Annotated in this window: 24 protein-coding genes; 10 read left to right on the plus strand and 14 right to left on the minus strand. The window is 42.2% G+C overall.

Going from position 1 to position 22,550, the window contains the following annotated elements; translation table 11 throughout:
* The first annotated feature begins 290 nt into the window (after nt 1-290).
* Nucleotides 291-1,916 (plus strand): hypothetical protein, encoded by a 1,626-nt coding sequence (locus tag EC328_RS00380; protein ID WP_128424956.1) that lies wholly within the window; start codon nt 291-293, stop codon nt 1,914-1,916.
* A 63-nt stretch (nt 1,917-1,979) separates the two neighbouring features.
* Here the strand turns inward: EC328_RS00380 and EC328_RS11440 are convergent, their stop codons facing one another.
* The 10 genes from EC328_RS11440 to katG all read right to left on the minus strand — a co-directional run bounded on the left by EC328_RS11440 (nt 1,980) and on the right by katG (nt 10,605).
* On the minus strand, nt 1,980-2,141 hold the full coding sequence (locus tag EC328_RS11440; protein ID WP_164905966.1) for a hypothetical protein: 162 nt from the start codon (nt 2,139-2,141) through the stop codon (nt 1,980-1,982).
* Nucleotides 2,119-3,633, minus strand: coding sequence for a serine hydrolase domain-containing protein (locus tag EC328_RS00385; protein WP_128424957.1), 1,515 nt, complete (start codon nt 3,631-3,633; stop codon nt 2,119-2,121). The genes EC328_RS11440 and EC328_RS00385 overlap by 23 nt, the downstream gene beginning before the upstream one ends.
* Nucleotides 3,630-4,055: a hypothetical protein gene (locus EC328_RS00390; protein WP_128424958.1), complete on the minus strand. Its 426-nt coding sequence runs from the start codon at nt 4,053-4,055 to the stop codon at nt 3,630-3,632. Before EC328_RS00390 ends, EC328_RS00385 begins: the two co-directional genes overlap by 4 nt.
* A 9-nt stretch (nt 4,056-4,064) precedes the next feature.
* Entirely contained in the window at nt 4,065-4,841 is a 777-nt protein-coding gene (locus tag EC328_RS00395; protein WP_128424959.1) for a hypothetical protein, read from the minus strand.
* A complete protein-coding gene (locus EC328_RS00400) occupies nt 4,838-5,740 on the minus strand; it encodes an ABC transporter ATP-binding protein (protein ID WP_128424960.1) in 903 nt (300 codons plus the stop codon). Before EC328_RS00400 ends, EC328_RS00395 begins: the two co-directional genes overlap by 4 nt.
* Nucleotides 5,737-5,949, minus strand: a complete 213-nt coding sequence (locus tag EC328_RS00405) for a PLD nuclease N-terminal domain-containing protein (RefSeq protein ID WP_128424961.1) — start codon at nt 5,947-5,949, stop codon at nt 5,737-5,739. The genes EC328_RS00400 and EC328_RS00405 overlap by 4 nt, the downstream gene beginning before the upstream one ends.
* On the minus strand, nt 5,942-6,112 hold the full coding sequence (locus EC328_RS11445) for a hypothetical protein (RefSeq protein ID WP_164905974.1): 171 nt from the start codon (nt 6,110-6,112) through the stop codon (nt 5,942-5,944). The genes EC328_RS00405 and EC328_RS11445 overlap by 8 nt, the downstream gene beginning before the upstream one ends.
* Nucleotides 6,113-6,254: 142 nt before the next feature.
* Nucleotides 6,255-6,890, minus strand: coding sequence for a response regulator transcription factor (locus EC328_RS00410; protein WP_128424962.1), 636 nt, complete (start codon nt 6,888-6,890; stop codon nt 6,255-6,257).
* A 23-nt stretch (nt 6,891-6,913) separates the two neighbouring features.
* The gene (locus tag EC328_RS00415) at nt 6,914-8,284 is read right to left on the minus strand and encodes a sensor histidine kinase (RefSeq protein ID WP_128424963.1); all 1,371 of its coding nucleotides are present in this window, start codon (nt 8,282-8,284) and stop codon (nt 6,914-6,916) included.
* Between the two features lie 128 nt (nt 8,285-8,412).
* Nucleotides 8,413-10,605, minus strand: coding sequence for a catalase/peroxidase HPI (gene katG / locus EC328_RS00420; protein ID WP_128424964.1), 2,193 nt, complete (start codon nt 10,603-10,605; stop codon nt 8,413-8,415).
* A 247-nt stretch (nt 10,606-10,852) separates the two neighbouring features.
* Between katG and rocF the strand changes: the two genes are divergently transcribed.
* Entirely contained in the window at nt 10,853-11,746 is an 894-nt protein-coding gene (gene rocF / locus EC328_RS00425) for an arginase (protein ID WP_128424965.1), read from the plus strand.
* A 199-nt stretch (nt 11,747-11,945) separates the two neighbouring features.
* Nucleotides 11,946-12,140, plus strand: coding sequence for a hypothetical protein (locus EC328_RS00430; RefSeq protein WP_128424966.1), 195 nt, complete (start codon nt 11,946-11,948; stop codon nt 12,138-12,140).
* Between the two features lie 50 nt (nt 12,141-12,190).
* Here EC328_RS00430 and EC328_RS00435 read toward each other — a convergent pair whose 3' ends face one another.
* Together EC328_RS00435 and EC328_RS00440 are read right to left on the minus strand one after the other, a co-directional pair.
* Complete coding sequence (locus EC328_RS00435) at nt 12,191-13,198, minus strand: flippase-like domain-containing protein (protein ID WP_128424967.1); 1,008 nt, start codon at nt 13,196-13,198, stop codon at nt 12,191-12,193.
* On the minus strand, nt 13,170-14,270 hold the full coding sequence (locus EC328_RS00440) for a glycosyltransferase family 4 protein (RefSeq protein ID WP_240671496.1): 1,101 nt from the start codon (nt 14,268-14,270) through the stop codon (nt 13,170-13,172). The genes EC328_RS00435 and EC328_RS00440 overlap by 29 nt, the downstream gene beginning before the upstream one ends.
* A 250-nt stretch (nt 14,271-14,520) precedes the next feature.
* Between EC328_RS00440 and EC328_RS00445 the strand changes: the two genes are divergently transcribed.
* The 3 genes from EC328_RS00445 (at nt 14,521) to EC328_RS00455 (ending at nt 17,410) form a co-directional block, all read left to right on the plus strand.
* A complete protein-coding gene (locus EC328_RS00445; RefSeq protein WP_128424968.1) occupies nt 14,521-15,681 on the plus strand; it encodes a double-cubane-cluster-containing anaerobic reductase in 1,161 nt (386 codons plus the stop codon).
* A 15-nt stretch (nt 15,682-15,696) separates the two neighbouring features.
* Nucleotides 15,697-16,452, plus strand: a complete 756-nt coding sequence (locus EC328_RS00450) for an acyl-CoA dehydratase activase (RefSeq protein WP_128424969.1) — start codon at nt 15,697-15,699, stop codon at nt 16,450-16,452.
* Nucleotides 16,453-16,567: 115 nt separating this feature from the next.
* Nucleotides 16,568-17,410 (plus strand): nitroreductase family protein, encoded by an 843-nt coding sequence (locus EC328_RS00455; RefSeq protein WP_128424970.1) that lies wholly within the window; start codon nt 16,568-16,570, stop codon nt 17,408-17,410.
* A gap of 152 nt (nt 17,411-17,562) precedes the next feature.
* Here the strand turns inward: EC328_RS00455 and EC328_RS00460 are convergent, their stop codons facing one another.
* A complete protein-coding gene (locus EC328_RS00460) occupies nt 17,563-18,732 on the minus strand; it encodes an IS110 family RNA-guided transposase (RefSeq protein ID WP_128424971.1) in 1,170 nt (389 codons plus the stop codon).
* A gap of 292 nt (nt 18,733-19,024) precedes the next feature.
* On the opposite strand from EC328_RS00460, the gene EC328_RS00465 reads away from it, so the two are divergent.
* Nucleotides 19,025-19,585 carry a hypothetical protein gene (locus EC328_RS00465; RefSeq protein WP_128424972.1) on the plus strand — a complete coding sequence of 187 codons (561 nt, stop codon included), beginning with the start codon at nt 19,025-19,027 and terminating at the stop codon, nt 19,583-19,585.
* A 38-nt stretch (nt 19,586-19,623) separates the two neighbouring features.
* Complete coding sequence (locus EC328_RS00470; RefSeq protein ID WP_128424973.1) at nt 19,624-20,115, plus strand: pyridoxamine 5'-phosphate oxidase family protein; 492 nt, start codon at nt 19,624-19,626, stop codon at nt 20,113-20,115.
* A gap of 46 nt (nt 20,116-20,161) precedes the next feature.
* Here EC328_RS00470 and EC328_RS00475 read toward each other — a convergent pair whose 3' ends face one another.
* Nucleotides 20,162-20,617: a helix-turn-helix domain-containing protein gene (locus EC328_RS00475; RefSeq protein ID WP_128424974.1), complete on the minus strand. Its 456-nt coding sequence runs from the start codon at nt 20,615-20,617 to the stop codon at nt 20,162-20,164.
* A 192-nt stretch (nt 20,618-20,809) separates the two neighbouring features.
* Between EC328_RS00475 and EC328_RS00480 the strand changes: the two genes are divergently transcribed.
* On the plus strand, nt 20,810-21,829 hold the full coding sequence (locus EC328_RS00480; RefSeq protein WP_128424975.1) for a bifunctional transcriptional activator/DNA repair enzyme AdaA: 1,020 nt from the start codon (nt 20,810-20,812) through the stop codon (nt 21,827-21,829).
* 38 nt (nt 21,830-21,867) lie between these two features.
* The gene (locus EC328_RS00485) at nt 21,868-22,524 is read left to right on the plus strand and encodes a heterodisulfide reductase-related iron-sulfur binding cluster (protein ID WP_128424976.1); all 657 of its coding nucleotides are present in this window, start codon (nt 21,868-21,870) and stop codon (nt 22,522-22,524) included.
* Nucleotides 22,525-22,550: the final 26 nt, after the last annotated feature.

Raw genomic sequence — 22,550 nt, forward strand, 5'->3', positions numbered from 1 at the left:
ATCCTCCTTTTGGTAATGTTGGTTCGCTACTTACATTATACCATAAACGGGGGATATTTTTATGTGAAATCGAGTAATTACAATGGTTTTAAGGTTCTGATCGCATAACTCTATTCTATTTTGAGTGGGACTAGTTCAGGACTTTTTCACTGGTCTCGGACGGTTCCTGGTGCTTTTATTTTTTGTCATCATCGTGCCAAAGATAAAAAATATATGTAAATGGGTTGATCATTTTGATAAAATCGTTCCAAGAGGTCTAAACATAAACAAATTCAGGGAGGATCCAGTCTATGAGAAACAGAATAATTTCACTAATACTTGCCTTTGCAATTGTTCTTAGCCTAAGTGCATGCGGATCACAAGAGACAGCTGATGTCAGCAAAGAGCTTGAGCCAGTAACGGTAGAAAGAGATCCTGAGCCGGAATCTCTCCAGGCAGCCAGTAAAGCCACAGCAATAGCCCTAAAGCAGTACATACATGCTAGGCTTGCCACCGAGGTCTATATGTCAGTAGATCCTTCCACAATGACCATGGAGGAGCTGGCACAGATGGCTGACGATGCGCTTCTTGCGTGGGAGAGTGCAGAAGCCCTATCAGAATCTGCTGAGGATATTACGAATAGGGCCGTAAAGGTTCTTGAAATGGCAAGTAAAGAAGGAATTTCTGATGAGCTTAAAGCAAACTCAATACTCAACAGGATTATCAGGCTATCAAAGAGTTCCGGATCAATAGCATATGCAGCAGGTACTGCGAGAAAGCTTGACCCGCAAACCTGGGCGGAAAATCTGACCAAGCAATACGATGCGCTAAGAGGCGGCCAAAGGTACCAGCAGCTGGCAAACCAGCTGGGTACGGATGCAAGAACTGCCTATGAGCAAATGGCACTGGCTCAAAAGATAATCCGCGATTCAGCTGCACTTGAGGAAGCCGAGGCCGATGTCAATGCCTGGACAGAGAGCATAAACTATCTTCAGGGAGTTAAGACAGCCAGCAAGGTGGGAGTGTTTGTCGTAGGAACAATAGTCACCGGAGGAGGAACGATAGGTGCCCTAGGCAGCAGCAGTATGACTCTTGGAACTGCGACAGGTGTAGTCGTAAGCGGGGCTGACTGCATAGTAGATATTGGTGCAACCGGAAGCAGCATCATATTAGGTGAGAACAACCAGGTGACAATAGGCTTCAATGAGCTTAAGGATAAGTTAGCTCCGGTTTCAGCGGTGGTTGGACTAGCGGGCTTTAATGCAGCAGAAACAGGAGAGCAGTTGACATATATTGGAGATTCGTTGGTAGACTGGTTCTATGAAGGCAAATTCATGGGTGTAAAGGTTGATAATGGAGATGTCACAGCCAGGATCCTTGACAGTGCAGGCAAGGAGGCCTTGAAATCAGCACTTGAAGCAATAGGGTATGTATTCCCTGAAGAAACCAAGACGATCCAGGATCTTGTGAAAGAGTATAAGGACTCCGTTGACATTGGCAGTGTATGGGAAGAAATGGAGATCCTGATTTCAGAAATGGGTAAAATCGAGAGCAACGAAGGAATATCAGATGCGATTTCCGTTGGACCTGATATTACTGAGACTCCATCCACAGAAGCCCCTATTTCAGAGATCAATATATTCGGAAAATACAACAGGGTCAGCAAGGTAGATACGATGGAGGAGCCTGAAGTGGGAATAATAGAGCTACAGGATCTGGGTGACGGAAACATTGTATGGATAGACGATGATGGAGAAAGAACGGTATTGTCATATGATAAAGCATCCAATAGCATCCACATGGACCAGGATGGACTTGTTTTCGACCTTAAATTCTCATCATCCGGGGGGCAGATAACTGGATTTGGTACTATGACAGGACTGTTTTGGGGTGAAGATATTGAGGCCACTATAAGCCTGACGAAAATTTCTGACTAACTCCTATAGACCAAAATAACTAAGTAAAAAGCAGACCAGAATTCTACGGGTCTGCTCTTTTACTTAGTTCAGCAACACGCCAACCATAACACCTACTCCAGCACCTACGTATAGCCATAGTGTGATATTGTTTGTTAATGCACCTATGACAATACCAAGACCAGTGAATAAACTGATCAGCAATCCTAAATTTAAGATATTGCTATATTTCTTTTCCGGCTTCATCAAACCACTCCTCTTTGGATTTCTTTATAATGCCTCTACATGTTATGATAGCTCTCATTATGGTAATTATTGCAAATGTGAACAATGCTATCCCCAGTTGGACAGCGGCAGTGGGGAATAGAGTCGTAATAAATAGATACCTTTGCTTATAACACCAAAAGAGGAAGATAATAAGAACCACGGGAAATAGTATGAAAAATAAGCACTTCATTCCATTCAGATCCCTGCGAGCCAACGTGGTTAACTTGAAAATTCCAATAGTTTTTTCCCCTTGGAACAGTATCGCTGCCCACACTAACCCTACAAGAGCAATCATCAACTGCTCTCCCCATATGATCCTGGTCATCCCAATAGGGTCGAAATCCCTCCAGACTGCCCAATCTCTCAGTAAATGTGAAATAAATGGCCAACTCCGTTGACTGTTTGTGAGAATTATGATCCCATCACCACTTTCAGGTACAAAATGCATATGAGTCATTATACCCGTACCCTGTCCCCCATGTGACAAAGCTATTTTGCCGTTTGACAGCTCCTCCACATAATGTCCCAGGGCATAGGAGTCGAATACGAGGCTATAGATCCCTATGTCACTTACTTGGGGGTAGTGAATGGCAGCGATGCTATCCTCACTTAATACCAGATCGTCTCTTGATCCCAAATTCATACTCTCAATCATGAACCTTGCCAGATCCCTGCTGGTAGAAAGAAGACCTCCTGATGCCTTTTCAGGATAAACATAAGCCGGTACCGGTTTACCCTTCAAGGTATAGCCGGTAGGGACATATGGTATCATTGATTCCTTTAGGTCAAATGTGGAATTGGTCATACCAAGGGGAATAAGTATCTCGCTTTCCATATACTCCGTGAAGCTGCGCCCTGTGACCTCTTCAATCAAGAGCTCCAAAAGATTATATCCAGTATTTGAATAAGAGAAGCTGCTTCCCGGCTTATTAATAAACGAAACCTCATCACGAAGCTTTTCCTGCAATGATGGCATCCGCGAGCCTGGTGAGTAAACAGTAAATACATCTCCCAGCTGAAGTCCCGAGGTATGGGTTAGGAGCTGCCTTACAGTTACTGATTTCAGGTAATTACCTCCATCTTTAAATCCGGAGATGTCTATGTAGCATGAAATTGCTGAGTCCAAATCCACTCTGCCATTCTCAACCAGCTTCATTACGCCCCAGACAGTAACTGACTTGGATATTGACTGTACTCTAAAGGGATCGCGGGATGTCAGCATGATCCCTTTCTCCCTGTCAGAGTATCCGTATGATCTGTAAAAGAACAAATCTCCATCCTTAACTATTGCCAGGCTGCACCCGGGGATATCATATCTATTCATCAGCCTTGGAACAAATTCATCTAAATGCCTTAAAAAGACTTCGTCTGAAGCATGGGAAGATATATCAACCGGAATATAATTTATACCAATCATTACCAGACATATAAGTATTGTCAAAAAGGCTTTGTATAGTCGATTCCGCTTCATTTTGACCTCATGATATCCTGAACCTTCTCAACAATGATCCAGTCGTCCATGTTTTTCTCTCTGACATATGAGAAAGGTTCAACCGGAACCACATTCTCTATCTCAACCAGACATAGAAATCTCTTGCCGATCCATCTCTTTCTTTGATCGGGTGTAAGCTTCAGTCGATACATATTCTCATCTATGATCCTTTCAGATTCATCTCTCGTAAGTTTTTCTGAGTGATATACAAAGTTGACGGTTCCCTTAGCAAGTATTTTCCCACTGCTGTCATTATTTATCAGGTACACTATATCTCCAATCGCCACTCTTCCATGCGGCAGCTTTCTACCGGCAGCCCCTCTAATTAACATGGACTTGTTCCCGCTTACCAGGTTGTCAAGCTCATTTGCCTTAGATTCACAGTATGCTATGTGTTCCATAATTCCTCCCTATTGAGCCTTGCGCTCGTTCCATTCAAGTCTATTTAGCCTTTTTAGAGTTACAACGAACATAATTATCGATAAAATAGCTGTTACAGATAAAGTTGTGAATACAGATATATCTGATAAAGGATTTAATCTCTGGGCTTGAAGCAGCAGCCCTGAAGGCAGCCACTTATGAATACTCAGCAGCTCTCCAATGAAATGCATTCCGAATGCTGTAAGCAGGGTCAAAAAACCTGTTGCAACAGGCTTTTTTATGATACTCCCCCACATTACAACACACAGGACGAGGAAAACCATATATATTCCCTGCAAGAATCCTGCAATAAGCACTGATGAGGCACCAATTTCAAAGGAATACAGGTAGCCTGAATACAAGTAGTTTGCAATAGCTGCCAATAAGGATATACTAAAGACCCCCAAACCAAATACTACTACCTTACTTCCAAGAATGCAGGTGTATTTTCTCCCGGAGCATAGCGGAATTATAAGAGTACCATCCCTGATCTCCTGTGCAAGCAAGCCGCATAGTGAAAACGAGACGATTATAGTCCCTATCTCGAACATATCCTTTAAGTATATTTGGATACACCCTATTTGAGTTATCTCCAACAGACCTGACAGATCCTGTGTAGAAGCACCCCGGCTTAGAAGCACCTGCGGCAGAACGACCTTCAGTATAAATGGGGTCAATAGGGAAAAGAACATAAAGCCTCCCATAATGGCCAAAAGCTTGCCGCTTCTAAATCCATACATAGCTTCCTTTTTCAAATCATAGATCATATTACCCTAGCCTCCCTTAGGAAGAGATCCTCCAAATCACGTCTTTTCAATTGAAAATACTCTACAGAGATATTGTGTGCTGAAAGGAAGCTCATAATATCTATAGAAGACCTGTCAGAACCCTCCACCAAAACCTTTAAACAACTTTCGTCAATATCTACACTGTCCACTCCCTCCATTTTTTTCAGCTCCTCCAGTAAAGGGGATTCTATCGGAACCGAGAACCCAATTTCAAAAACTGGCTTTATTGAGCTTCTTTGGATATCCTCCAGCGGCTTTTCCAGAATCATTTCACCGTTTCGGATCATGCCGACCGTATCGCATATCCTCTCCACATCACTTAATATATGAGAGGAGAAGATAATGGTTTTGCCAAGCTGCTTCATTTCAGAAATTAATCTTAGGACATCACTTCGACCCTCGGGGTCGAGAGCTGATGACGGTTCATCGAGGATAAGCAAATCGGGGTCTCTTACCATCGCGGAAGCTATTCCAAGCCTTTGCTTCATTCCCCTCGAGTAACCGCCGATCCTTCTGTCCCCAATACCGGACAGACCCACCCAATCAAGGATCTCTTCGATCCTCGGTTTTCTGATACCGCCGCCAAAGTATTCGAGAGCTTCTGCTGCGGACATCCAGGGGTAGAACCTTGGTTCCTCCGGCAGGTAGCCTATCCTAAGGTCACCAGGGTGTTTTACATCTCTAACATTCATTCCGTTGACGACACATTCGCCGTCATCAGGGTTAGACAGACCTGCCAGTATACCCATTGCTGTAGACTTTCCAGCGCCGTTATGGCCAATAAAACCATAAATCTCGCCCTTATTCACATACATATTCACATTATTTAGTGCCAGGACATCCCCATATTTTTTAGTCAAGCCTCTTACAGATATCATCTAAACTCCCTCTTTCTCCCAACAATCATGAAAGTTATTGGTCCAATAAGATTTATAAATATGCATATCAGTGACCAGGCAAGCTTGTTCAGGTTTTGCACTCCTTCACTGTGGATCTTGACTAAGCAGTAAATCGCCAACCCAAGCTGCAATAGTAGAAGAGGCAGCAGCATAATAAGGATATCTGTGGTAAGGACAAAATCATTCATTATCGATCACCTCATTTCCGATTGCATTAATCGACTTGACCTCCTCATGTTTCTCACCGGATCCATTTATTATCCGCTCATCGTTTTTGTAGGAGCTGTATGCACATCCAATAATCAGGAAGGGCAAAGCCAGCAAAACGATCAGTAAATATAATGTCCTCATAACACACCTCCATTTGGTTTATTTGACTACAAACAGATGGTAGCAATTTAATAGGTAATATGATAAGTGACTCCAGTAATATTTTCAGTCACAATAAAAAAGAGGGGTCAAAAACCACCCTCTTAGAAAGAATAATCATATTCTATAGCCCAAGCTTCTTAAAAAACAGAACTGCATTTGCTCTGTCACTTGCTCCAATCTTGCTATAAATCTGTGTGATATAATTTTTCACCGTTCCTACAGTCAAATACAGTGTGTCGGCGATTTCCTTATTGCTGCGACCTTCAACAAGCAGACCTATGATATCCTGTTCCCTTTGGGAAAAATCGCTAAGTTCAACCTGTTCCGTCTTGTTTTGCGCCAGGTGGGATGTGATTTTCGAAGCAATTTTTCCCGGAAGGATTATATTCCCCGCAAAGCCGTCACGGATTGCCTCCACAAGTTTTTTACTGCCGATATCCTTTGGAAGATAGCCTGAGGCTCCGTAAGTCATTGCGTTTATTATGTAGTCATCATCCTCAAATGTCGTCAATATTATAACCCTCGTTTCCGGCTGATCCCTCTTGATGAGTCTGGTAGCTTCGACCCCATCCATAACCGGCATCCTAATATCCATAAGGACAATATCCGGCTTAAGCTTAATAGAAAGATCATAAGCCTCTCTGCCATTACCAGCCTGCCCGACCACATCCATGTCCGCATAAGATTTAAGGATAGAGTACAGACCCTCTCGGATGATGGTCTGATCGTCTGCCAACACAATTCTAATCATAGTCATTATGCATCCCCCTTTAAGAAAAATCAAACAGGAATTGCTATATTAACAGTAAAGCCCTCGCCAGGGCTTGTGCTCATACCCAAGGTTCCGCCTATGCCCTGGATTCTCTCCCTCATGATCGTCAATCCGGACCCAGGAGTTATTGAGGATGAACCCTTGCCATTATCTGAGAATGTCAGCTTGACCTCTCCCTTTGATTCCTGGACCAGTACGTCTATTTCACTACACTTTCCATGCTTTAGAGCATTTGTCGTACATTCCTTGATCGCCAGGAGAAGGATACCTCTCTGAACTGATAAAAGCTCAGTCTTTAACTCAACGATGCAATTAACTTCAATATTTGTCGTCTGCCTTACTTCGTCCAACATCCTGCATAAGGAAACATCAAAGGGCTCATCATCACCGGCACGGATCGATCTGATGGAGCTTCTGATATCGTTTAATCCACGTTTTACCTGATCCTTAGCAAGATAAAGCTTCTCAGCAGCCTCCCCGCCCGCCGGACCCAGCAACTCCTCTGCAGCCTCGATAGATATCAAAGCACTGGCCAGCGTGTGGCCAACTGTGTCGTGTATCTCGCCTGTTATCCTGTTTCTTTCAGATGCAGCACTCATTTCCTTTATCTGTTCAGTTTGATCCTTTACTATCCGCAGTGCCTTGTCGAGACGTATATTATTTATAAGCTGTTTTTTCAGGGAATAGAAAGCAGCTGTAATAAGAATAAATACAAGAGCATTCACATATATGTAGTTGATTATTTCGTTAAAGCCCATCGAATCATGGAATCTAAGAGCCTTAGCCGTACCACCTGCCAGGAAGGCTCCGAAAGACGCAATGAGATATATTTTGGAAAATGTTATGGGAAGCTTGTTTAGAATAATTGCAGATACTATAAGCAGCAACAAGGATGAGTTATAGGTATTATCAAGATAAAGCACGGGGATCATCAGCATAAGCTGTGCGGCAGGAAGCATATGATCAAGGATAGCATTGCTTTCCCTTACGATTAGGTTCCATATAAGCCCTAAAATGAAGCAATAAGAAATAAGGCTTACGATCAGAAGGTAATGGGGATTATAGACATTATCAGAAATGATCCTTAAAGAGAATATCTCATAGGCAACCACAAGCAGAACAAATATTCCCAGCTTCAGGTTATCATCAATATCTATTTCCTTAAACTCATACTCATAGGAAGTATTCCCATCGCGGGACCTTATCAGATAAAAAGCTGCTGCAGGGAGGTTTATCAAAAGGATCGCAATTATATACCATAATTTGGCCTTGCCGGACAGCTTTTCATTCCCCCAGCAATGCTTTATAAAATAAGCTTGAATAAGTACCTGCAGCAAAACGCCAGGTATTATAATAGGCAATAATTCCCTGATTTGCATAGGAGCCTCCAATCTTATCCAAAAGATTGATATCTATCTCATTTTTACATATATAATAATAGGTCGGGTGATGTCAACAATAAATAATGAGACTCCTCCTTTTTGGAGAAGTCTCATGCTGGCTTTACTTATTTAAGGTCGAACCTGTCCGCATTCATTACCTTGCTCCATGCGGCTATGAAATCCCTTGCGAATTTCTCTTTGGAATCGTCACTGCCATACACTTCAGATATTGCTCTTAGCTGTGAGTTTGAACCAAATATCAGATCAACTCTTGTTCCAGTCCACTTAAGCTCACCTGTTGCTCTGTCACGTCCTTCGAAAATATCCTTATCATCTTCAGTCGGCTTCCAAACAGTCGCCATGTCCAGTAGATTAACGAAAAAGTCATTAGTAAGTGTCTCAGGCCTCTTTGTAAAAACTCCATGCGGGGAGCTATTGTAGTTGGCATTTAATACTCTCATACCACCAATAAGTACTGTCATCTCTGGTGCAGTAAGAGTAAGAAGCTGAGCCTTATCAACCAGTAATTCCTCGGCACAAACCGAGAATTTAGACTTTTGATAGTTCCTGAAGCCATCAGCCTTCGGCTCTAGTACTGAGAAGGAGTCAGCATCAGTCTGCTCCTCGGTGGCATCCGTTCTCCCAGGGTAGAATGGGACTTTAAGCTCCATCCCTGCATTTTTTGCAGCCTGCTCAACTCCTGCACAGCCTCCAAGTACTATAAGATCTGCCAAGGAAACCTTTTTACCTCCAGATTGGGATTTATTAAAGCCATCTTTTATTTCCTCAAGCTTAGCGAGTACACCCTTCAGCAGGACTGGTTGATTGACCTCCCAATTTATCTGAGGCTCCAGCCTTATCCTTGCCCCATTGGCTCCCCCTCGCTTATCCGAGCCTCTGAAGGTTGAAGCTGATGCCCATGCCGTAGCCACAAGCTGTGAAACAGATAAGCCCGATGCCAGTATTTTTTCTTTAAGAGCCTTTATATCATCTTCATCTATCAGCTCATGATCTACAGGTGGTAACGGATCCTGCCATATCAGATCCTCCATTGGAACCTCGGGACCAAGATATCTTGACTTTGGACCCATATCCCTATGGGTCAGCTTGAACCAAGCTCTGGCGAAGGCATCCTGAAACTCCTCGGGATTATCCCTATATCTCTTGGCAATAGGATTATATACAGGGTCCATCCTCAAGGACAGGTCTGCGGTTGTCATCATCGGTGCATGGGTCTTGTTTGGATCATGCGCGTCCTCGACAGTCTTAGCTGCCTCAGGATCAGTAGGGATCCACTGCCACGCTCCTGCAGGGCTCTTAACGAGATCCCAGTCATACTTGAACAAAGTCTCAAGGTACCCCATATCCCATTTGGTCGGATGTGGCTTCCAGGCTCCCTCTATACCGCTTCCTATAGCATCTCCGCCCTTGCGGCTCTTATAGGTGCTCTTCCAGCCAAGGCCCATCTCTTCTATGGGAGCAGCCTCAGGTTCTCTGCCAACATGAGTTGCGGGACCTGCTCCATGGCATTTGCCAAAGGTATGTCCTCCGGCAATTAGAGCAACAGTCTCCTCGTCGTTCATAGCCATCCTGGCAAATGTCTCCCGGACGTCCTTGCCGGACGCAAGTGCACTTGGCTGACCGTTTGGTCCTTCAGGATTCACATAGATAAGCCCCATCTGAACTGCCGCCAGCGGATTCTCCAAATCTCTTTCGCCTGAATACCTCTTATCTCCAAGCCATTCAGTCTCAGAACCCCAATACACATCCTCCTGAGGCTCCCACACATCCTCGCGGCCGCCTGCAAAACCAAAGGTCTTAAGTCCCATTGACTCGAAGGCGCAGTTTCCTGCAAGGATCATCAGGTCAGCCCAGGAAATGCTCTTAACATATTTTTTCTTTATTGGCCATAATAGTCTTCTGGCTTTATCCAGGTTGACATTATCCGGCCAGCTGTTTAGAGGTGCGAACCTCTGCGTACCGTCCGAGGCACCACCTCGTCCGTCGCCCATTCTGTATGTACCTGCGCTGTGCCATGCCATCCGAATGAACAATGGTCCATAGTGGCCATAATCGGCAGGCCACCATTCCTGAGAATCAGTCATCAGCTTATATAGATCCTCCTTGACAGCCTTTAGATCCAGTCTATTAAATTCCTCGGCATAATTGAAATCCTTACCCATTGGATCACTAAGCTCCGAGTTCTGATGCAGCATTTTAAGATTCAGCTGATCAGGCCACCAATCTCTGTTGCTTGTACCTCCGCCTGAAATGCTTTTTCTTGTATGACCTGTAACGGGACATTTCATCTCTTCCATAAAGCTACCCTCCTTTATTGGATTGGTTTAATACTTTATATTGACGAAGTATTGATACCCATTATAATATTTCTGAGCAACAATTTTAATATCAAGACTTCGGATCGATTTCATTAGAGATTGCTGATATTGATTTCTGGGCATCTATATCAATACAACATAGTAAATCGGTGACTTGCAAAAAAATGTAATCTTGTGTAGTATTTTGATTGCAGGGAAGTATAGTTGATTATAAGGAGCGTGGGGTATGAAAAAGAAAGTGGATTTGATAGGAGTGCAGGTCGACTGCGGGGCATCCAAGGTAGGTGCATCCATTGGACCGGTGGCAATAAGGATCGCCGGGATCTGTGAGGGAATAAGAAAGCTTGGGTATGAGCTGGAGGATAAGGGAGACATAATCCAACCCAAGGGAGGGGCAAGCTCCGAAAAGCTTAGAAACCATGAGTCAGTAATATCAACATGCAAATCACTTTATGAAAGCACCCTTATATCACTGGAGCAGGAAGCCTTTCCAATAGCTATAGGTGGAGATCACAGCCTGGCAGCGGGAAGCATTTCAGCGACTCTTAAGCACCACAAGGGCAAGGTTGGCGTCATTTGGATAGATGCCCACGGTGACTGGAATGACGATAAGATCACTGAAACCGGAAACATGCATGGCATGTCATTCTCAGCTGTATGCGGACACGGCCCGGATGTTATGGTAGACTACGGACAAGGACCTGTTTATGCAGATGTAACCAAATGCGTGCAAATCGGAGGAAGAGATATAGACGCCGAGGAAGCGAAGAAAATGAAGGCTGCAGGCCTGAATGTATTCGCAATAGACACTATCGATAAGCTTGGAATGCAGGAAGTAATGAAAAGAGCCATTGAAATTGCATCAAATGGTACTGATGGCATCCACTTAAGCTTCGATATAGACTCACTTACACCGGAAGCAGCACCTGGAACAGGAACAAAGGTCCACAGCGGATTGACCATAAGAGAAGCATTCCTCGCAGTAGAAATGCTTCATGAATCAGGCAAGCTTCTTTCGATGGATATGGTAGAGGTTAATCCAATTCTTGATATTTCAAACAAGACCGCAAAGCTTGCAAGTGAGCTTGTTCTTTCGGCTCTTGGAAAGGTAGTTTATTAATTCACTTCAGCTATCAGGCTGCAGCAACCGCTGCAGCCTTAAGCATTTGATTCAATATATTCCATAAAAGGGGTATAAGTAAAATGTAAAATATTTACAAGGGAAGAGTATTTATTTGTGGGAGTGTTTTTTGTGGGGAAGTTTGATTTAAGTAAAAAACATACTTAGGCTTACAGTTATAGCTCTATCACTTATATTTATGATCATATTCCTGGAGGAGGTAATAATAAACTGGATCCCATATTCTATGGTTGTTGCTTCAGCCATAGGTATCATCGTATTGCTGAAGAAAAAGGAAGCACCAAAGCCCACAGGGTTTTTACTTGCAATTATAGCAGGATCATTTATAGTTGCCCTCGGACTGGCGATGTTTCTACCGGCGCTCTGTCTTTGAAGGGGGTTTTTAGTCAAGAATTAGCTTACTGAGGACTAAGAAAAGCACTTCTACTTTCCACCATCAGCAATCACCACAATACCTCCAATTGCGATAGGCAAATAATAGGTAATTACCCTCCACAGAAGCAGTGCAGTGATTATGATATTAGCCGGGTAAAATATTCTAAATACCATATAAAAACTGCCCTCAGCACCTATGGCTGCTCCAGGCAATGGGATGAATGCCGTCACCATGGATACAAAAGCAGAGGCACCAATAACGTTTAACAAAGAGCTGAATGTCAATTGGAACCCCAATCCAATTGTGATCGGGATCAGGAAAAACAAGGTCAATTGGACCAGAGATAAAGTAAAGGCTATTCCTAGAGAGCCCATTTCCTTTCCTGCATCCTTCATGTGGGTATGAAATAAATCGACGCTTCTTATGATCCCGATGGATTTTCGCGTCACTCTCAAGTAATTCATACGCTTTCTTAGGGCTCTTGTGATAGAAATGATAATTTTTTTAATAGTCCGCGGACTCACAGCAACCAAAACAAGCATCAGGATCACAGCCAGATTTACCAAAAATCCGATGATACCCAAATAAATGAAGTTTGAGATATGTTCCTTGAAAAATCCGGACATAAACAACAGCACCGCAGACCCATACAACACGAGAGCAGCTTGATAAGCAATGAATTTTTTGGTTAACACAGAAGCACCCTTACCTACAGAGACTTTATATTTATGCAGCAAGTACAGCTGTGCAGGCTGACCTCCGGAAGCAAAGGGCGTTATACCGTTGAAAAATTGACCGGCTAATGTGATGCTGAGTATCCTCTTAAAGCTCAACTTTTCTGCAGAATCCTTCAATAAAATCCGCAGAATAGAGGCTTCAGAGATCCAATATCCTATTATCAGCACTAAGCTGATAAACAGGAATATTGGATTTATGTTTCTAAGAGCATCGACCACATTAGCCATATTATCCGTTGAAATTATATAAATCAACAAGATAATCAGAAAAATCCACGGTAGGAGGAATTTAATTAATTGTTTTGGGGTCATTATCATATCGCATACTACCTTTCAGTTCAAACATTCTATAATAAAAGCTTTGCCATTTTAAGCCTATGGACTCGCTGTTGTAATATAGGGAGCCTTTTTTTGATTGAGACGACCAAAAGTCATAGAAGCTTCGATCGGAAGATAATTTTTGAATCAATTGAGCAAAGCCGTCATTGTCATCTGCGTGTAAATAATAATCAAACAGAATATCCTCATATACGGTTAGGGATCTTAGTAATATAGGCAACTGGACACTCATAGCCTCAAGTATTGTCATTGGGAAAAGCTCGTTATAGGACGGAAGGAATAGAACATCAGCTATATTATAAACATCATTCATTTCATTTCGATCCACTATACCTATAAACTTAACGTTTTCAGGGGGATTTTCTACAATCTCCTTTAACATGTCATATCCATCGGTTATTTTGCCAAAGGAAAACCCTCCTGCCCAAATAAATTTAATGTCTGGAACTTTCTTTGCAGTTTCTATGAAATCCATTATGCCCTTTCTAGTCTGTATCTGCCCAACACCCAATACTACAAAATCATCCATGGAATAGCCGTATCTGATCCTTGTATCCAATTTTTGATCCTGACTCATTTTATAGAATTGATCCATGGAAACGAAATTTGGTATGTATTCAATTCTCTCCCGCTTTATCCCAAGCTCAACAAGTTTATCTATAAAAACCGGATTAACAGTGACCAAATGATCCATTGATTTGTAAAATCTGATAATGTATCTATAAAAAACCTTTTTCATAAACCAAGGCAGATCTATACTCCCTTCCATGGTCTCAGGTATAAAATGTACTGAAGCGACACGTACAGTTCTATTCCTGTGGAGCAGCGCATGCAAGTAGAATCTGAAATTGATCGTATGATAGTGCGTGACCTCTCCGCAACCAAACGTATTCAACCTTATATCGACACGATCCCCCATCACTTTTCTTATCAGATCATATTGCTCATGGAATGCCGAACCTACTCCCTGACCCTTTACTTTTTCAGCCAAAGACATAACCGTCAATTTTAGTATTTTTTCCTTATTAGTATCCTCAAATTTTGTGTTCATTTTTCCATCCTTTCAAAATCCGTCAGCGAATAACCTGAAGAAGAACGACTTTATATCATCAAATTTTTTGTATTAGCACATTAATAGTATACCCGCTCAATATTATTTTGCCACATTAAATTCAGATCCGTTCCATAAAGGGAACACCCGATGAATATTTATAAATAACCATTATCTATTAAATAATCGAATTTCATGCACGAAATTTATTGTGGTACCCTTTATACATAATGTTAAAAGGAGAGATCAAATGAGACCAATAGTAATGGAAGAAGTAGAAGCACTGCGAGGAGTCAACTCAGTTAAAGTAAAAGAAGCGCATGAACAAGGAAGAAAGATAGTCGGCATGTACTGTATATTCTCACCATCAGAGATTGCTCTGGCTGCAGACGCCATATCTGTAAGCTTATGCGGAACCTCTCAGGACCCAATCGAGGAAGCAGAGAAGGAGCTGCCAAGAAACCTTTGCCCGCTGATCAAGTCAAGCTATGGATTTGCGATCACAGACAAATGCCCGTACTTCTATTTTTCAGATGTTTTGTTGGCTGAGACTACCTGCGATGGTAAGAAAAAAATGTATGAGCTTATGGGCAAGCTAAAGCCAATGCACGTAATGAATTTGCCTCAAACAGCTAATGACGAGGATTCACTTGAATTCTGGAAAAGAGAAATGGTGAAGTTCAAAGGATTCCTTGAGAATCAATTCAATACGAAAATAACAGATGAGAAGCTAAGAGATGCGATCAGACTTATGAACAGAGAAAGAAATGTAATGAAGAGGCTCCATAAGCTGAATGCTCACAAACCAGCACCACTTGCTGGTACAGACATGATGAAGGCTCAATGGCTGAAAGGCTTCAATGTAGACAAGGAAGCCGGGATAGAGCTTATTGAAAGATTGATTGCTGAGGTTGAGGACAGAGTAGAAAAAGGCATCTATGCATTTGATGAAAAAGCACCAAGAATACTTCTTACCGGCACTCCTATAGGCGTGGGCTCAGACAAGGTACTTAAGGCACTTGAAGAGGCAGGGGCTTCTGTAGTGGCATTTGAAAACTGCACAGGCTACAAAGGTCTTGATGTAATGGTGGATGAGGATAAGGACCCAATAACGGCACTTGCTGAAAAGTATTTATCAACGCCCTGCTCATGCATGACCAACAATAATGGAAGACTTGACCTTATTCGCAGAATGGTAGACGAGTATAAGGTAGACGGGGTTGTAGATTTGACCTGGCAGGCATGCCACACCTACAACATAGAATCATACACAGTCAAGAAATTCGTTCAGGAAGAGCTGGGACTTCCTTTCATACAAATAGAGACAGATTACTCAGATTCAGACACAGGCCAAGTCAAGGTCAGGGTTGAAGCCTTCCTGGAAACCCTGGACAGCCGTAGCCTGGTTTAATTAAGGAAGAAGGAAATGAATTACATTGGTATAGATATTGGATCAACTGCAGCAAAGGTAACAGTATTTAACGACAACGCCTTAGTTGACAACTATGCCCTGCCAACCGGATGGAGCAGCGTGGAAACGGCCAAGGCAATTAGAACAAGACTTGAGAAGGGCGGAGTTGACCTAAGCTCCTCAAAGGTAGTTGCGACGGGCTATGGAAGGATCTCGGTTCCTTATGCAGATAAGACGGTTACAGAAATAACCTGCCACGGTGCTGGAACAACCTATCTGTTTGGGAAAAACGCGACGGTAATAGACATAGGGGGTCAGGATACAAAAATCATAACACTGGTAGATGGGAAGGTAGCTGATTTCGTAATGAATGACAAATGCGCTGCTGGAACTGGTAAATTCCTCGAGCTGATGTCAAACACCCTGGGAGTTGGGATAGAGGAGCTTGCCCGTATGGCGCTTGAAGGTGAAAACATCGCAATTACAAGTATGTGCACTGTTTTTGCAGAATCGGAGGTTATATCACTTATTGGAGCGGGAACGAAGAGAGAAAGCATAGCAAGGGGAATAGTAAATTCGATCACCGGCAGAGTGTATGCATTGCTCCACAAACACGGGGCTAAAGACCCAGTATTTCTTACTGGAGGCCTTTGTGAAATTGAGCCTTTTGTCCATTTACTATCCGAGAAGATTGGAACCCCGGTAAAAACAAACTCAATGGCAAGGTACGCAGGATCGATCGGTGCTGCATTGATTGCCATGAAAATATAACTGAAATCTACTACATCATGCCAGCACCTACCCCAGGTGTTGGCTTTTTTTCAACACTATGATAAGATAAAGTGTGTAATTTGGGTATAAATCTCCCGTGAAAGGAGTATTGCTAATGAAAATAGGCTTTAATATCGAGGAAGCAGTCAGAAAGAGATACAGCGTAAGAAATTATTCTGATATTGAGATCAGTGAAGAAACTATGGAGTCCATAAAAGAGTTTATCGATGACCTTTCCAATCCCTTTGGACCCAAGGTAACATTCCACTACCTTGACAATGCAAATCCCGAGGAAAATCAAAAGCTTGGAACCTACGGAGTCATCAAGGGAGCTAATAGATATATAGGCACAACTATAAAGGATGAACCTCTTGCCCTGGAGGCTTTAGGCTATGAGATGGAGGTGCTTATGCTTTACCTGGCAAGTAAGGGACTTGGTACGTGCTGGCTTGGAGGAACCTTTGACAGGGAGAGCTTTGCGACTGCCATGAAGGTAGATAAGGGGGAGCTGTTCCCCGCTATAACACCCTATGGCTATCCAGCAGAGAAGAAGCATATCAAGGAAGTGGCTATGAGGACACTGATAAAGGCAGATCAACGGGTAGATTGGAGCAAGATATTTTTTGAAAATGACCTTAACTCACCTTTGAGCGAGGATCAGGCAGGGGAATTTGCATTCCCATTGGAAATGCTTCGCCTTGGGCCTTCAGCATCTAACAAGCAGTCCTGGAGGATCGTTCTGAGAGACGGAGCATTCCATTTCTACGAGGATAAGGAGCCGGGCTACAGTGACCGTTTTACCTACGACATACAGAAAATAGACATTGGAATAGCAGCGGCACATTTTGATCTGGCAGCAAGGGAAAAGGGACTAAAGGGAGAGTTTGAATTCGAAGAGCCTAAGGGGGAGCTTCCGAAGAACTTGCTATACTCATTCTCATGGAGAATTGGAAAATAGATTTGGTGCATTAAACGAGGTGACTAACTATTAAAAGTCAATGATTTTTTTTAGAAATATGATGAAACAAAAATGGGCATACCAAATAAGCCTTTTGATAGATCATTTCAAAAAGCAATCAGACTTTAGTGTTACTGATCGCCACTACACAATCAGCGAAGTTTTGTTGGATCAAAATCAATTCCATTCTTTTCAAGAGTAAAGATGACTCGAATCAATTTCTTGACAAGATGAGAACATGCCACACGGTGTGATTTACCTTCATTACGCTTTTTGTGGTAGTACTCAGCAAATGTCATGTTGTATTGAATCAATGGAATACACAGATTCATCAAGGTGTAGCGAAGATGAGAAGAACCTCTTTTAACCATACCTCCACCATGTTCCGACGTCCCTGATTGATAATAACCTGGTTCAAGCCCAGCAAAAGAAAGCATCTGAGCAGGGGAATTAAATTTAGATAAATCACCATATTCAGCATATATAACAGCTGCTGACAGAGGGCCAATCCCAGGTATAGATAAAGTTTTGGGATCAATTTCAACGATTAAAGATTCAATTTGACTTTCAAGAGAGTCTACCTCATTTGCTAATTGTTTATACAAAGATAGCAGACTATTCAATTGGCAAGTAAAAAGTTCATGATCGCAGCCAACGGTATTCTTGGCCAATTCTTTTAGCTTTATAAATTTTTGCATAGAGAATTTTCCTCTGGAAATACTGCGTAAAGCATCATAGGACCTAGTATTCATATTAGCAATACTTTTGGCAGAACCATAATTATCTAAAAGGTAGATAGCAGTCTTGCTAAACCGATTATTGAAAAATGGCTTAAACTCAGGAAAGACGTGATCAAGGACATTTGTAATCTTGACCATGTAAAAGCTTCTCTGTTTAACAAGAGAGTCACGAAGACGAGTTAATGACTTAAGCGCATAGGTATGATAAAATCCTATTGGATAGGGTTTGTAATCAACCGTCATAAGCCAGCGGGCAATGGATATGGAATCAATTGCATCCGTTTTGGTACGCCTTAAAGACTGAGACTTGTTAAACTTTGAGAGAAGAACAGGGTTAAATTCCATGAAGCTGTAGTGGGCTTTTTCGAGGAACAACTTCAGGTTTAAAGCATAATGACCAGTAGATTCAAACCCTATTCTTACATTCTCTTTAGGATCAAGAGAATCTAGAACAGATAAGAGTTCTGTAAATCCATCAGAATCGTTCTTGATAGAAAAAGAATCACAAACAACCTCGCCTGCTTCAGTAACAATGAAACAGTCGTGTTTGAACTTAGAGATGTCGATTCCGACATAGAACATTAGAAATACCTCCTTTAATAATATTTAGCACTGTTGTTTTCCACAAGGTTTCCGGCCATGTAATCACGTAAATACAAACGTCAAAGCGTTAACTAACCAATTACCAGTGAAGACGAAAAGCTGTGGTCTGAGTCACCTCAAAACAGTCAAAGCTGTAGCAAAATAGAAACAAATCCACAGTGCTTTATCATTATAATAACGGAGTAATAGATAATCCCCAAATAATTTGGGAGAAAGGAGAAATAATCCAACCCCCTCTATTAAAGAGGTTAATTGGATTATACGTGTTAAAATGAGACAAAAGGAAACATATGAAAGATACGCTTTTGACAAAGAAAACCAGGCATTCATAATACCTGTGGCTTTGGACGACTACAATGACGTATTTGACGACTGGGATCCTTCCCCATTTAAGCTTAGGGACATTGAGGATGAGTTCCTTGATTTCCTGTGGGATTCAGTCGAGGATATTCCAAGGAAGTTTCCATTGATATTTGAGTTTTCTATCCCAAGAGAACTAAAGAATGAATCCAAGGAAAGGCAGCTTATAAGTGCATTAGGGCATCAATTTGACTATATGCTCTCAAAAAACGCTAGAAAACGTAGACACGAAAGACTGGAGGAGCTTAAATACTTTGTGCTTGCGATCATATTTTTCTTAATAGCTTATCTGAACCCAATAAAATCCGATCTGTTCATAACCAAAATAATCACAGAAGGGATATTCATTGGCGGCTGGGTATTCATGTGGGAGGTTATATCAAATATATTTATTGAGTCGAGAGAACTGAACGAAGAAAAAACTATCGTAAAGCGCTTCAGGAGTGCTACGATCAGATTCATTGAGAGGTAATACGATCACTAAATTTCATGAAAGAGGGGCACTAGAAAATGTTCAGGAAAATGAGAAGGATAAAGCAGCTGCTTTCAACAGAGGATGTTAATGCAATCATGGAAAGATGTACAAATGGCATACTAGCATGTATGGGAGACGAGGATTACCCCTACGCTGTCCCAGTAAGCTATACATATTCTGATGGCAAGATATATATCCATTCAGCGAAGGCTGGCCATAAGATCGACGCAATAATGAAAAACCCGAAGGTGTCCTTTGCAGTCGTCGATGAGGACCAAATTGTAGGAGCTGAATATACTACTTACTTCAGAAGCGTAATAGCATTCGGCAAGGCAAGAATAGCAGAAGGCGAAGAAAGAATAAATGCTTTCAGGGACCTCGTTGAAAAATACTCGGCCTCACAGCCGGAGGAAGAGAAATTTGAGAAGATACATGACTGCAACACCTCGCATATAATTGCCGTTGATGTTGAACACATTACAGGCAAGGAAGCAATAGAGTTTGTCAGGATGAAGGAAAGTAAATAATAAACCAAAAAGTCCCCAAATAGGGGACTTTTTGATGGAATAATTTTTAGTTTTTCTCAAGATCCCCTAATACACTCATTACAGTACTCATAAATTGAAGATTTCCCCAAAGCATGACCCTGATTATATTTTCGGGCATAATATACTGAGAGGTCATCGAGGTATGACCATGCTCCGGATTCTTAGCCTGCAGTAGACCTATGACCCAGTTTATGGTTTGAACAGCCTCGGCCTCGTTATTTACAGGTATGTCTATCACTGCGGAAACCCTAGTCTTCTTGAGGGAATCCTCGATTATTGTCTGCATTCCTGGTGAAGCAGTCGTCTCAATAACTCCATCGGTACCTTCGACAAAAACACTCAGATCATGTCCGGTTACCCTCCATGCCTTCCCTACCTTTTGAGCCTTAAGCTTTCCTTCCCTGATATACCTTTGAATCGTCTTAGGATGCATATTTATCAGAGATGCAACCTGCTCTACTGAATAATACGTTTCAATCATTCTAACCACTCCTTTATATTCCCTATAATTCCTTATAAATACATAATAAGTAACAATAAGCAATATGTCAAGGAAATTTTGAGGAACAATAAAAATAAATTGAATGTTTAAAAACAGAAAGAAATTAATCCATAAATCACGTATAATTAATCTGTAATATTAAGTAGACGATACAAATGAGGAGGTGCAGGAATGGACGACAAAGAAAAATGGGAAGCCATAATAAGCAACAATAAGGAAGCAGATGGAATGTTCTACTACGCAGTAAAGACAACCGGAATATTTTGCAAGCCCTCCTGCAGCTCAAAGCAGCCCTCAAGAGAAAACGTACTGACATTTGACACAAGAGAGGAAGCAATTTCGGCAGGCTTCAGACCCTGTAAAAGATGCAGGCCGGATCTTGATGATTACGATCCTATGGCGGAAATGGCTGGTGAGATCAAAAGAGTAGTTGAATCAAGCGGACCCAATAAGGAGCAGCTGGAGGATAATCTTAGATCCCTTGGGTTCTCAAGGCAAAGACTTTCACAGATATGCAAAAAGCAATACGGAAAGACGATTAACGAATATTCCAATGCTCTACGACTTGAGGCAGCAAAGGATAAGCTAAAAAATTCCGACGAGCAGATCATTGAAATAGCATACTCCTTGGGCTTTGAAAGCATATCGGCCTTCTTCAACTTCTTTAGAAAGCTCACCGATATGACACCGGGAGAGTACAGAAATATGGCTAATGCCTCAAATGAGGGGATCACATTCAGCATATACCATACAAGCTTTGGACCGGTAACGATAGGTGCGAACAATTCCGGAATCAGAACACTACAATTCGGAGAAAAAGCTCCCGTTGGCGTAAACCAAAATAGGACAAGTATAAGTGATACGGCAGCTCATGAACTGGATGAATACCTATTAGGTAAAAGAAAGTATTTTGATGTACCAATAGTATATGAGGGCACACCTTTCCAAATACAAGTTTGGAAAGAGCTCTTAAGAATTCCCTATGGAGAGAACCGAAGCTACAAACAGATCGCAGAGGCAATAGGAAATCCCAAGGGTGCCAGAGCTATAGGCATGGCAAACAACAAGAACAAGCTGATGGTGCTTATTCCATGCCATAGAGTGATCGGGGCAAACGGAGCACTTGTAGGCTATGCAGGTGGGATCGGAATAAAGGAAAAGCTGCTAAAGATTGAAAGAGAAAACAAGTAATCTATAGGACATAAAAACTTTAAGGGAGAGGTTATTGGATGACAAAGACGTATTTCAACCCAGGCTGTGGCTTAAGCATTTATAAGCCGGAGATGGAAAACAGGATACTTAATTTTCTAAACACCAACTATGGAGAGGTGGAGCTACACAAGATATGCTGCCATCATGATCCACAGCTCGAACAAGGCTCGATGATAATCAATGTTTGTGCCGGCTGCGACAGAAGGTTTCGAAGCCTCTATGAAGGCATAACGACTAAATCCCTTTATGAGATAATCGATGAGCTGGACTATTTTCCCTACCCGGACCACAGTGGATTAAAAGTGTCCGTACACGACCCCTGCCCCATAAGAGAAAAGCCTCAGATCCATGAAGCAGTGCGAAGCATACTTGGCAAAATGAACATTGAGATCGTAGAAACGGAATTCCATGGGACCCGCTCCATTTGCTGCGGTGATGATTTCTACCCAAGCCTACCCTTGGACCAGATACATGAACACATGCACAAAAGGGCAAAATCGATGCCATGTGACGACGTGTGCGTATATTGCATTTCCTGCATAAAGTCCATGCACATCGGAGGCAAGAATCCAAGGCATCTCCTGGACCTAATGCTTGGAGAATCAACCGAGCCACAGATCTATGACACAGTCGAATGGCATGAGCAGCTTCAGGAGTACATAGACGCACATTAAATACCATCCCCCGGATCATTCGATCC

The sequence above is a fragment of the Gudongella oleilytica genome, from assembly GCF_004101785.1.
Taxonomy (GTDB): Bacteria; Bacillota; Clostridia; order Tissierellales; family Tissierellaceae; genus Gudongella; species Gudongella oleilytica.

What these genes read in the sequence shown, in the direction of transcription:
- EC328_RS11440 (WP_164905966.1), bottom strand. Translation starts at nt 2,141, where the DNA reads ATGAAGCCGGAAAAGAAATATAGCAATATCTTAAATTTAGGATTGCTG.
- EC328_RS00435 (WP_128424967.1), bottom strand. Translation starts at nt 13,198, where the DNA reads ATGATAATGACCCCAAAACAATTAATTAAATTCCTCCTACCGTGGATT.
- EC328_RS00460 (WP_128424971.1), bottom strand. Translation starts at nt 18,732, where the DNA reads ATGTTCTATGTCGGAATCGACATCTCTAAGTTCAAACACGACTGTTTC.
- EC328_RS00390 (WP_128424958.1), bottom strand. Translation starts at nt 4,055, where the DNA reads ATGGAACACATAGCATACTGTGAATCTAAGGCAAATGAGCTTGACAAC.
- EC328_RS00410 (WP_128424962.1), bottom strand. Translation starts at nt 6,890, where the DNA reads ATGACTATGATTAGAATTGTGTTGGCAGACGATCAGACCATCATCCGA.
- EC328_RS00450 (WP_128424969.1), top strand. Translation starts at nt 15,697, where the DNA reads ATGAATTACATTGGTATAGATATTGGATCAACTGCAGCAAAGGTAACA.
- EC328_RS00445 (WP_128424968.1), top strand. Translation starts at nt 14,521, where the DNA reads ATGAGACCAATAGTAATGGAAGAAGTAGAAGCACTGCGAGGAGTCAAC.
- rocF (WP_128424965.1), top strand. Translation starts at nt 10,853, where the DNA reads ATGAAAAAGAAAGTGGATTTGATAGGAGTGCAGGTCGACTGCGGGGCA.
- EC328_RS00405 (WP_128424961.1), bottom strand. Translation starts at nt 5,949, where the DNA reads ATGAATGATTTTGTCCTTACCACAGATATCCTTATTATGCTGCTGCCT.
- katG (WP_128424964.1), bottom strand. Translation starts at nt 10,605, where the DNA reads ATGGAAGAGATGAAATGTCCCGTTACAGGTCATACAAGAAAAAGCATT.
- EC328_RS00400 (WP_128424960.1), bottom strand. Translation starts at nt 5,740, where the DNA reads ATGATATCTGTAAGAGGCTTGACTAAAAAATATGGGGATGTCCTGGCA.
- EC328_RS00415 (WP_128424963.1), bottom strand. Translation starts at nt 8,284, where the DNA reads ATGCAAATCAGGGAATTATTGCCTATTATAATACCTGGCGTTTTGCTG.
- EC328_RS00395 (WP_128424959.1), bottom strand. Translation starts at nt 4,841, where the DNA reads ATGATCTATGATTTGAAAAAGGAAGCTATGTATGGATTTAGAAGCGGC.
- EC328_RS00475 (WP_128424974.1), bottom strand. Translation starts at nt 20,617, where the DNA reads ATGATTGAAACGTATTATTCAGTAGAGCAGGTTGCATCTCTGATAAAT.
- EC328_RS00480 (WP_128424975.1), top strand. Translation starts at nt 20,810, where the DNA reads ATGGACGACAAAGAAAAATGGGAAGCCATAATAAGCAACAATAAGGAA.
- EC328_RS00455 (WP_128424970.1), top strand. Translation starts at nt 16,568, where the DNA reads ATGAAAATAGGCTTTAATATCGAGGAAGCAGTCAGAAAGAGATACAGC.
- EC328_RS00430 (WP_128424966.1), top strand. Translation starts at nt 11,946, where the DNA reads ATGATCATATTCCTGGAGGAGGTAATAATAAACTGGATCCCATATTCT.
- EC328_RS00380 (WP_128424956.1), top strand. Translation starts at nt 291, where the DNA reads ATGAGAAACAGAATAATTTCACTAATACTTGCCTTTGCAATTGTTCTT.
- EC328_RS11445 (WP_164905974.1), bottom strand. Translation starts at nt 6,112, where the DNA reads ATGAGGACATTATATTTACTGATCGTTTTGCTGGCTTTGCCCTTCCTG.
- EC328_RS00440 (WP_240671496.1), bottom strand. Translation starts at nt 14,270, where the DNA reads ATGAACACAAAATTTGAGGATACTAATAAGGAAAAAATACTAAAATTG.
- EC328_RS00465 (WP_128424972.1), top strand. Translation starts at nt 19,025, where the DNA reads ATGAGACAAAAGGAAACATATGAAAGATACGCTTTTGACAAAGAAAAC.
- EC328_RS00385 (WP_128424957.1), bottom strand. Translation starts at nt 3,633, where the DNA reads ATGAAGCGGAATCGACTATACAAAGCCTTTTTGACAATACTTATATGT.
- EC328_RS00485 (WP_128424976.1), top strand. Translation starts at nt 21,868, where the DNA reads ATGACAAAGACGTATTTCAACCCAGGCTGTGGCTTAAGCATTTATAAG.
- EC328_RS00470 (WP_128424973.1), top strand. Translation starts at nt 19,624, where the DNA reads ATGTTCAGGAAAATGAGAAGGATAAAGCAGCTGCTTTCAACAGAGGAT.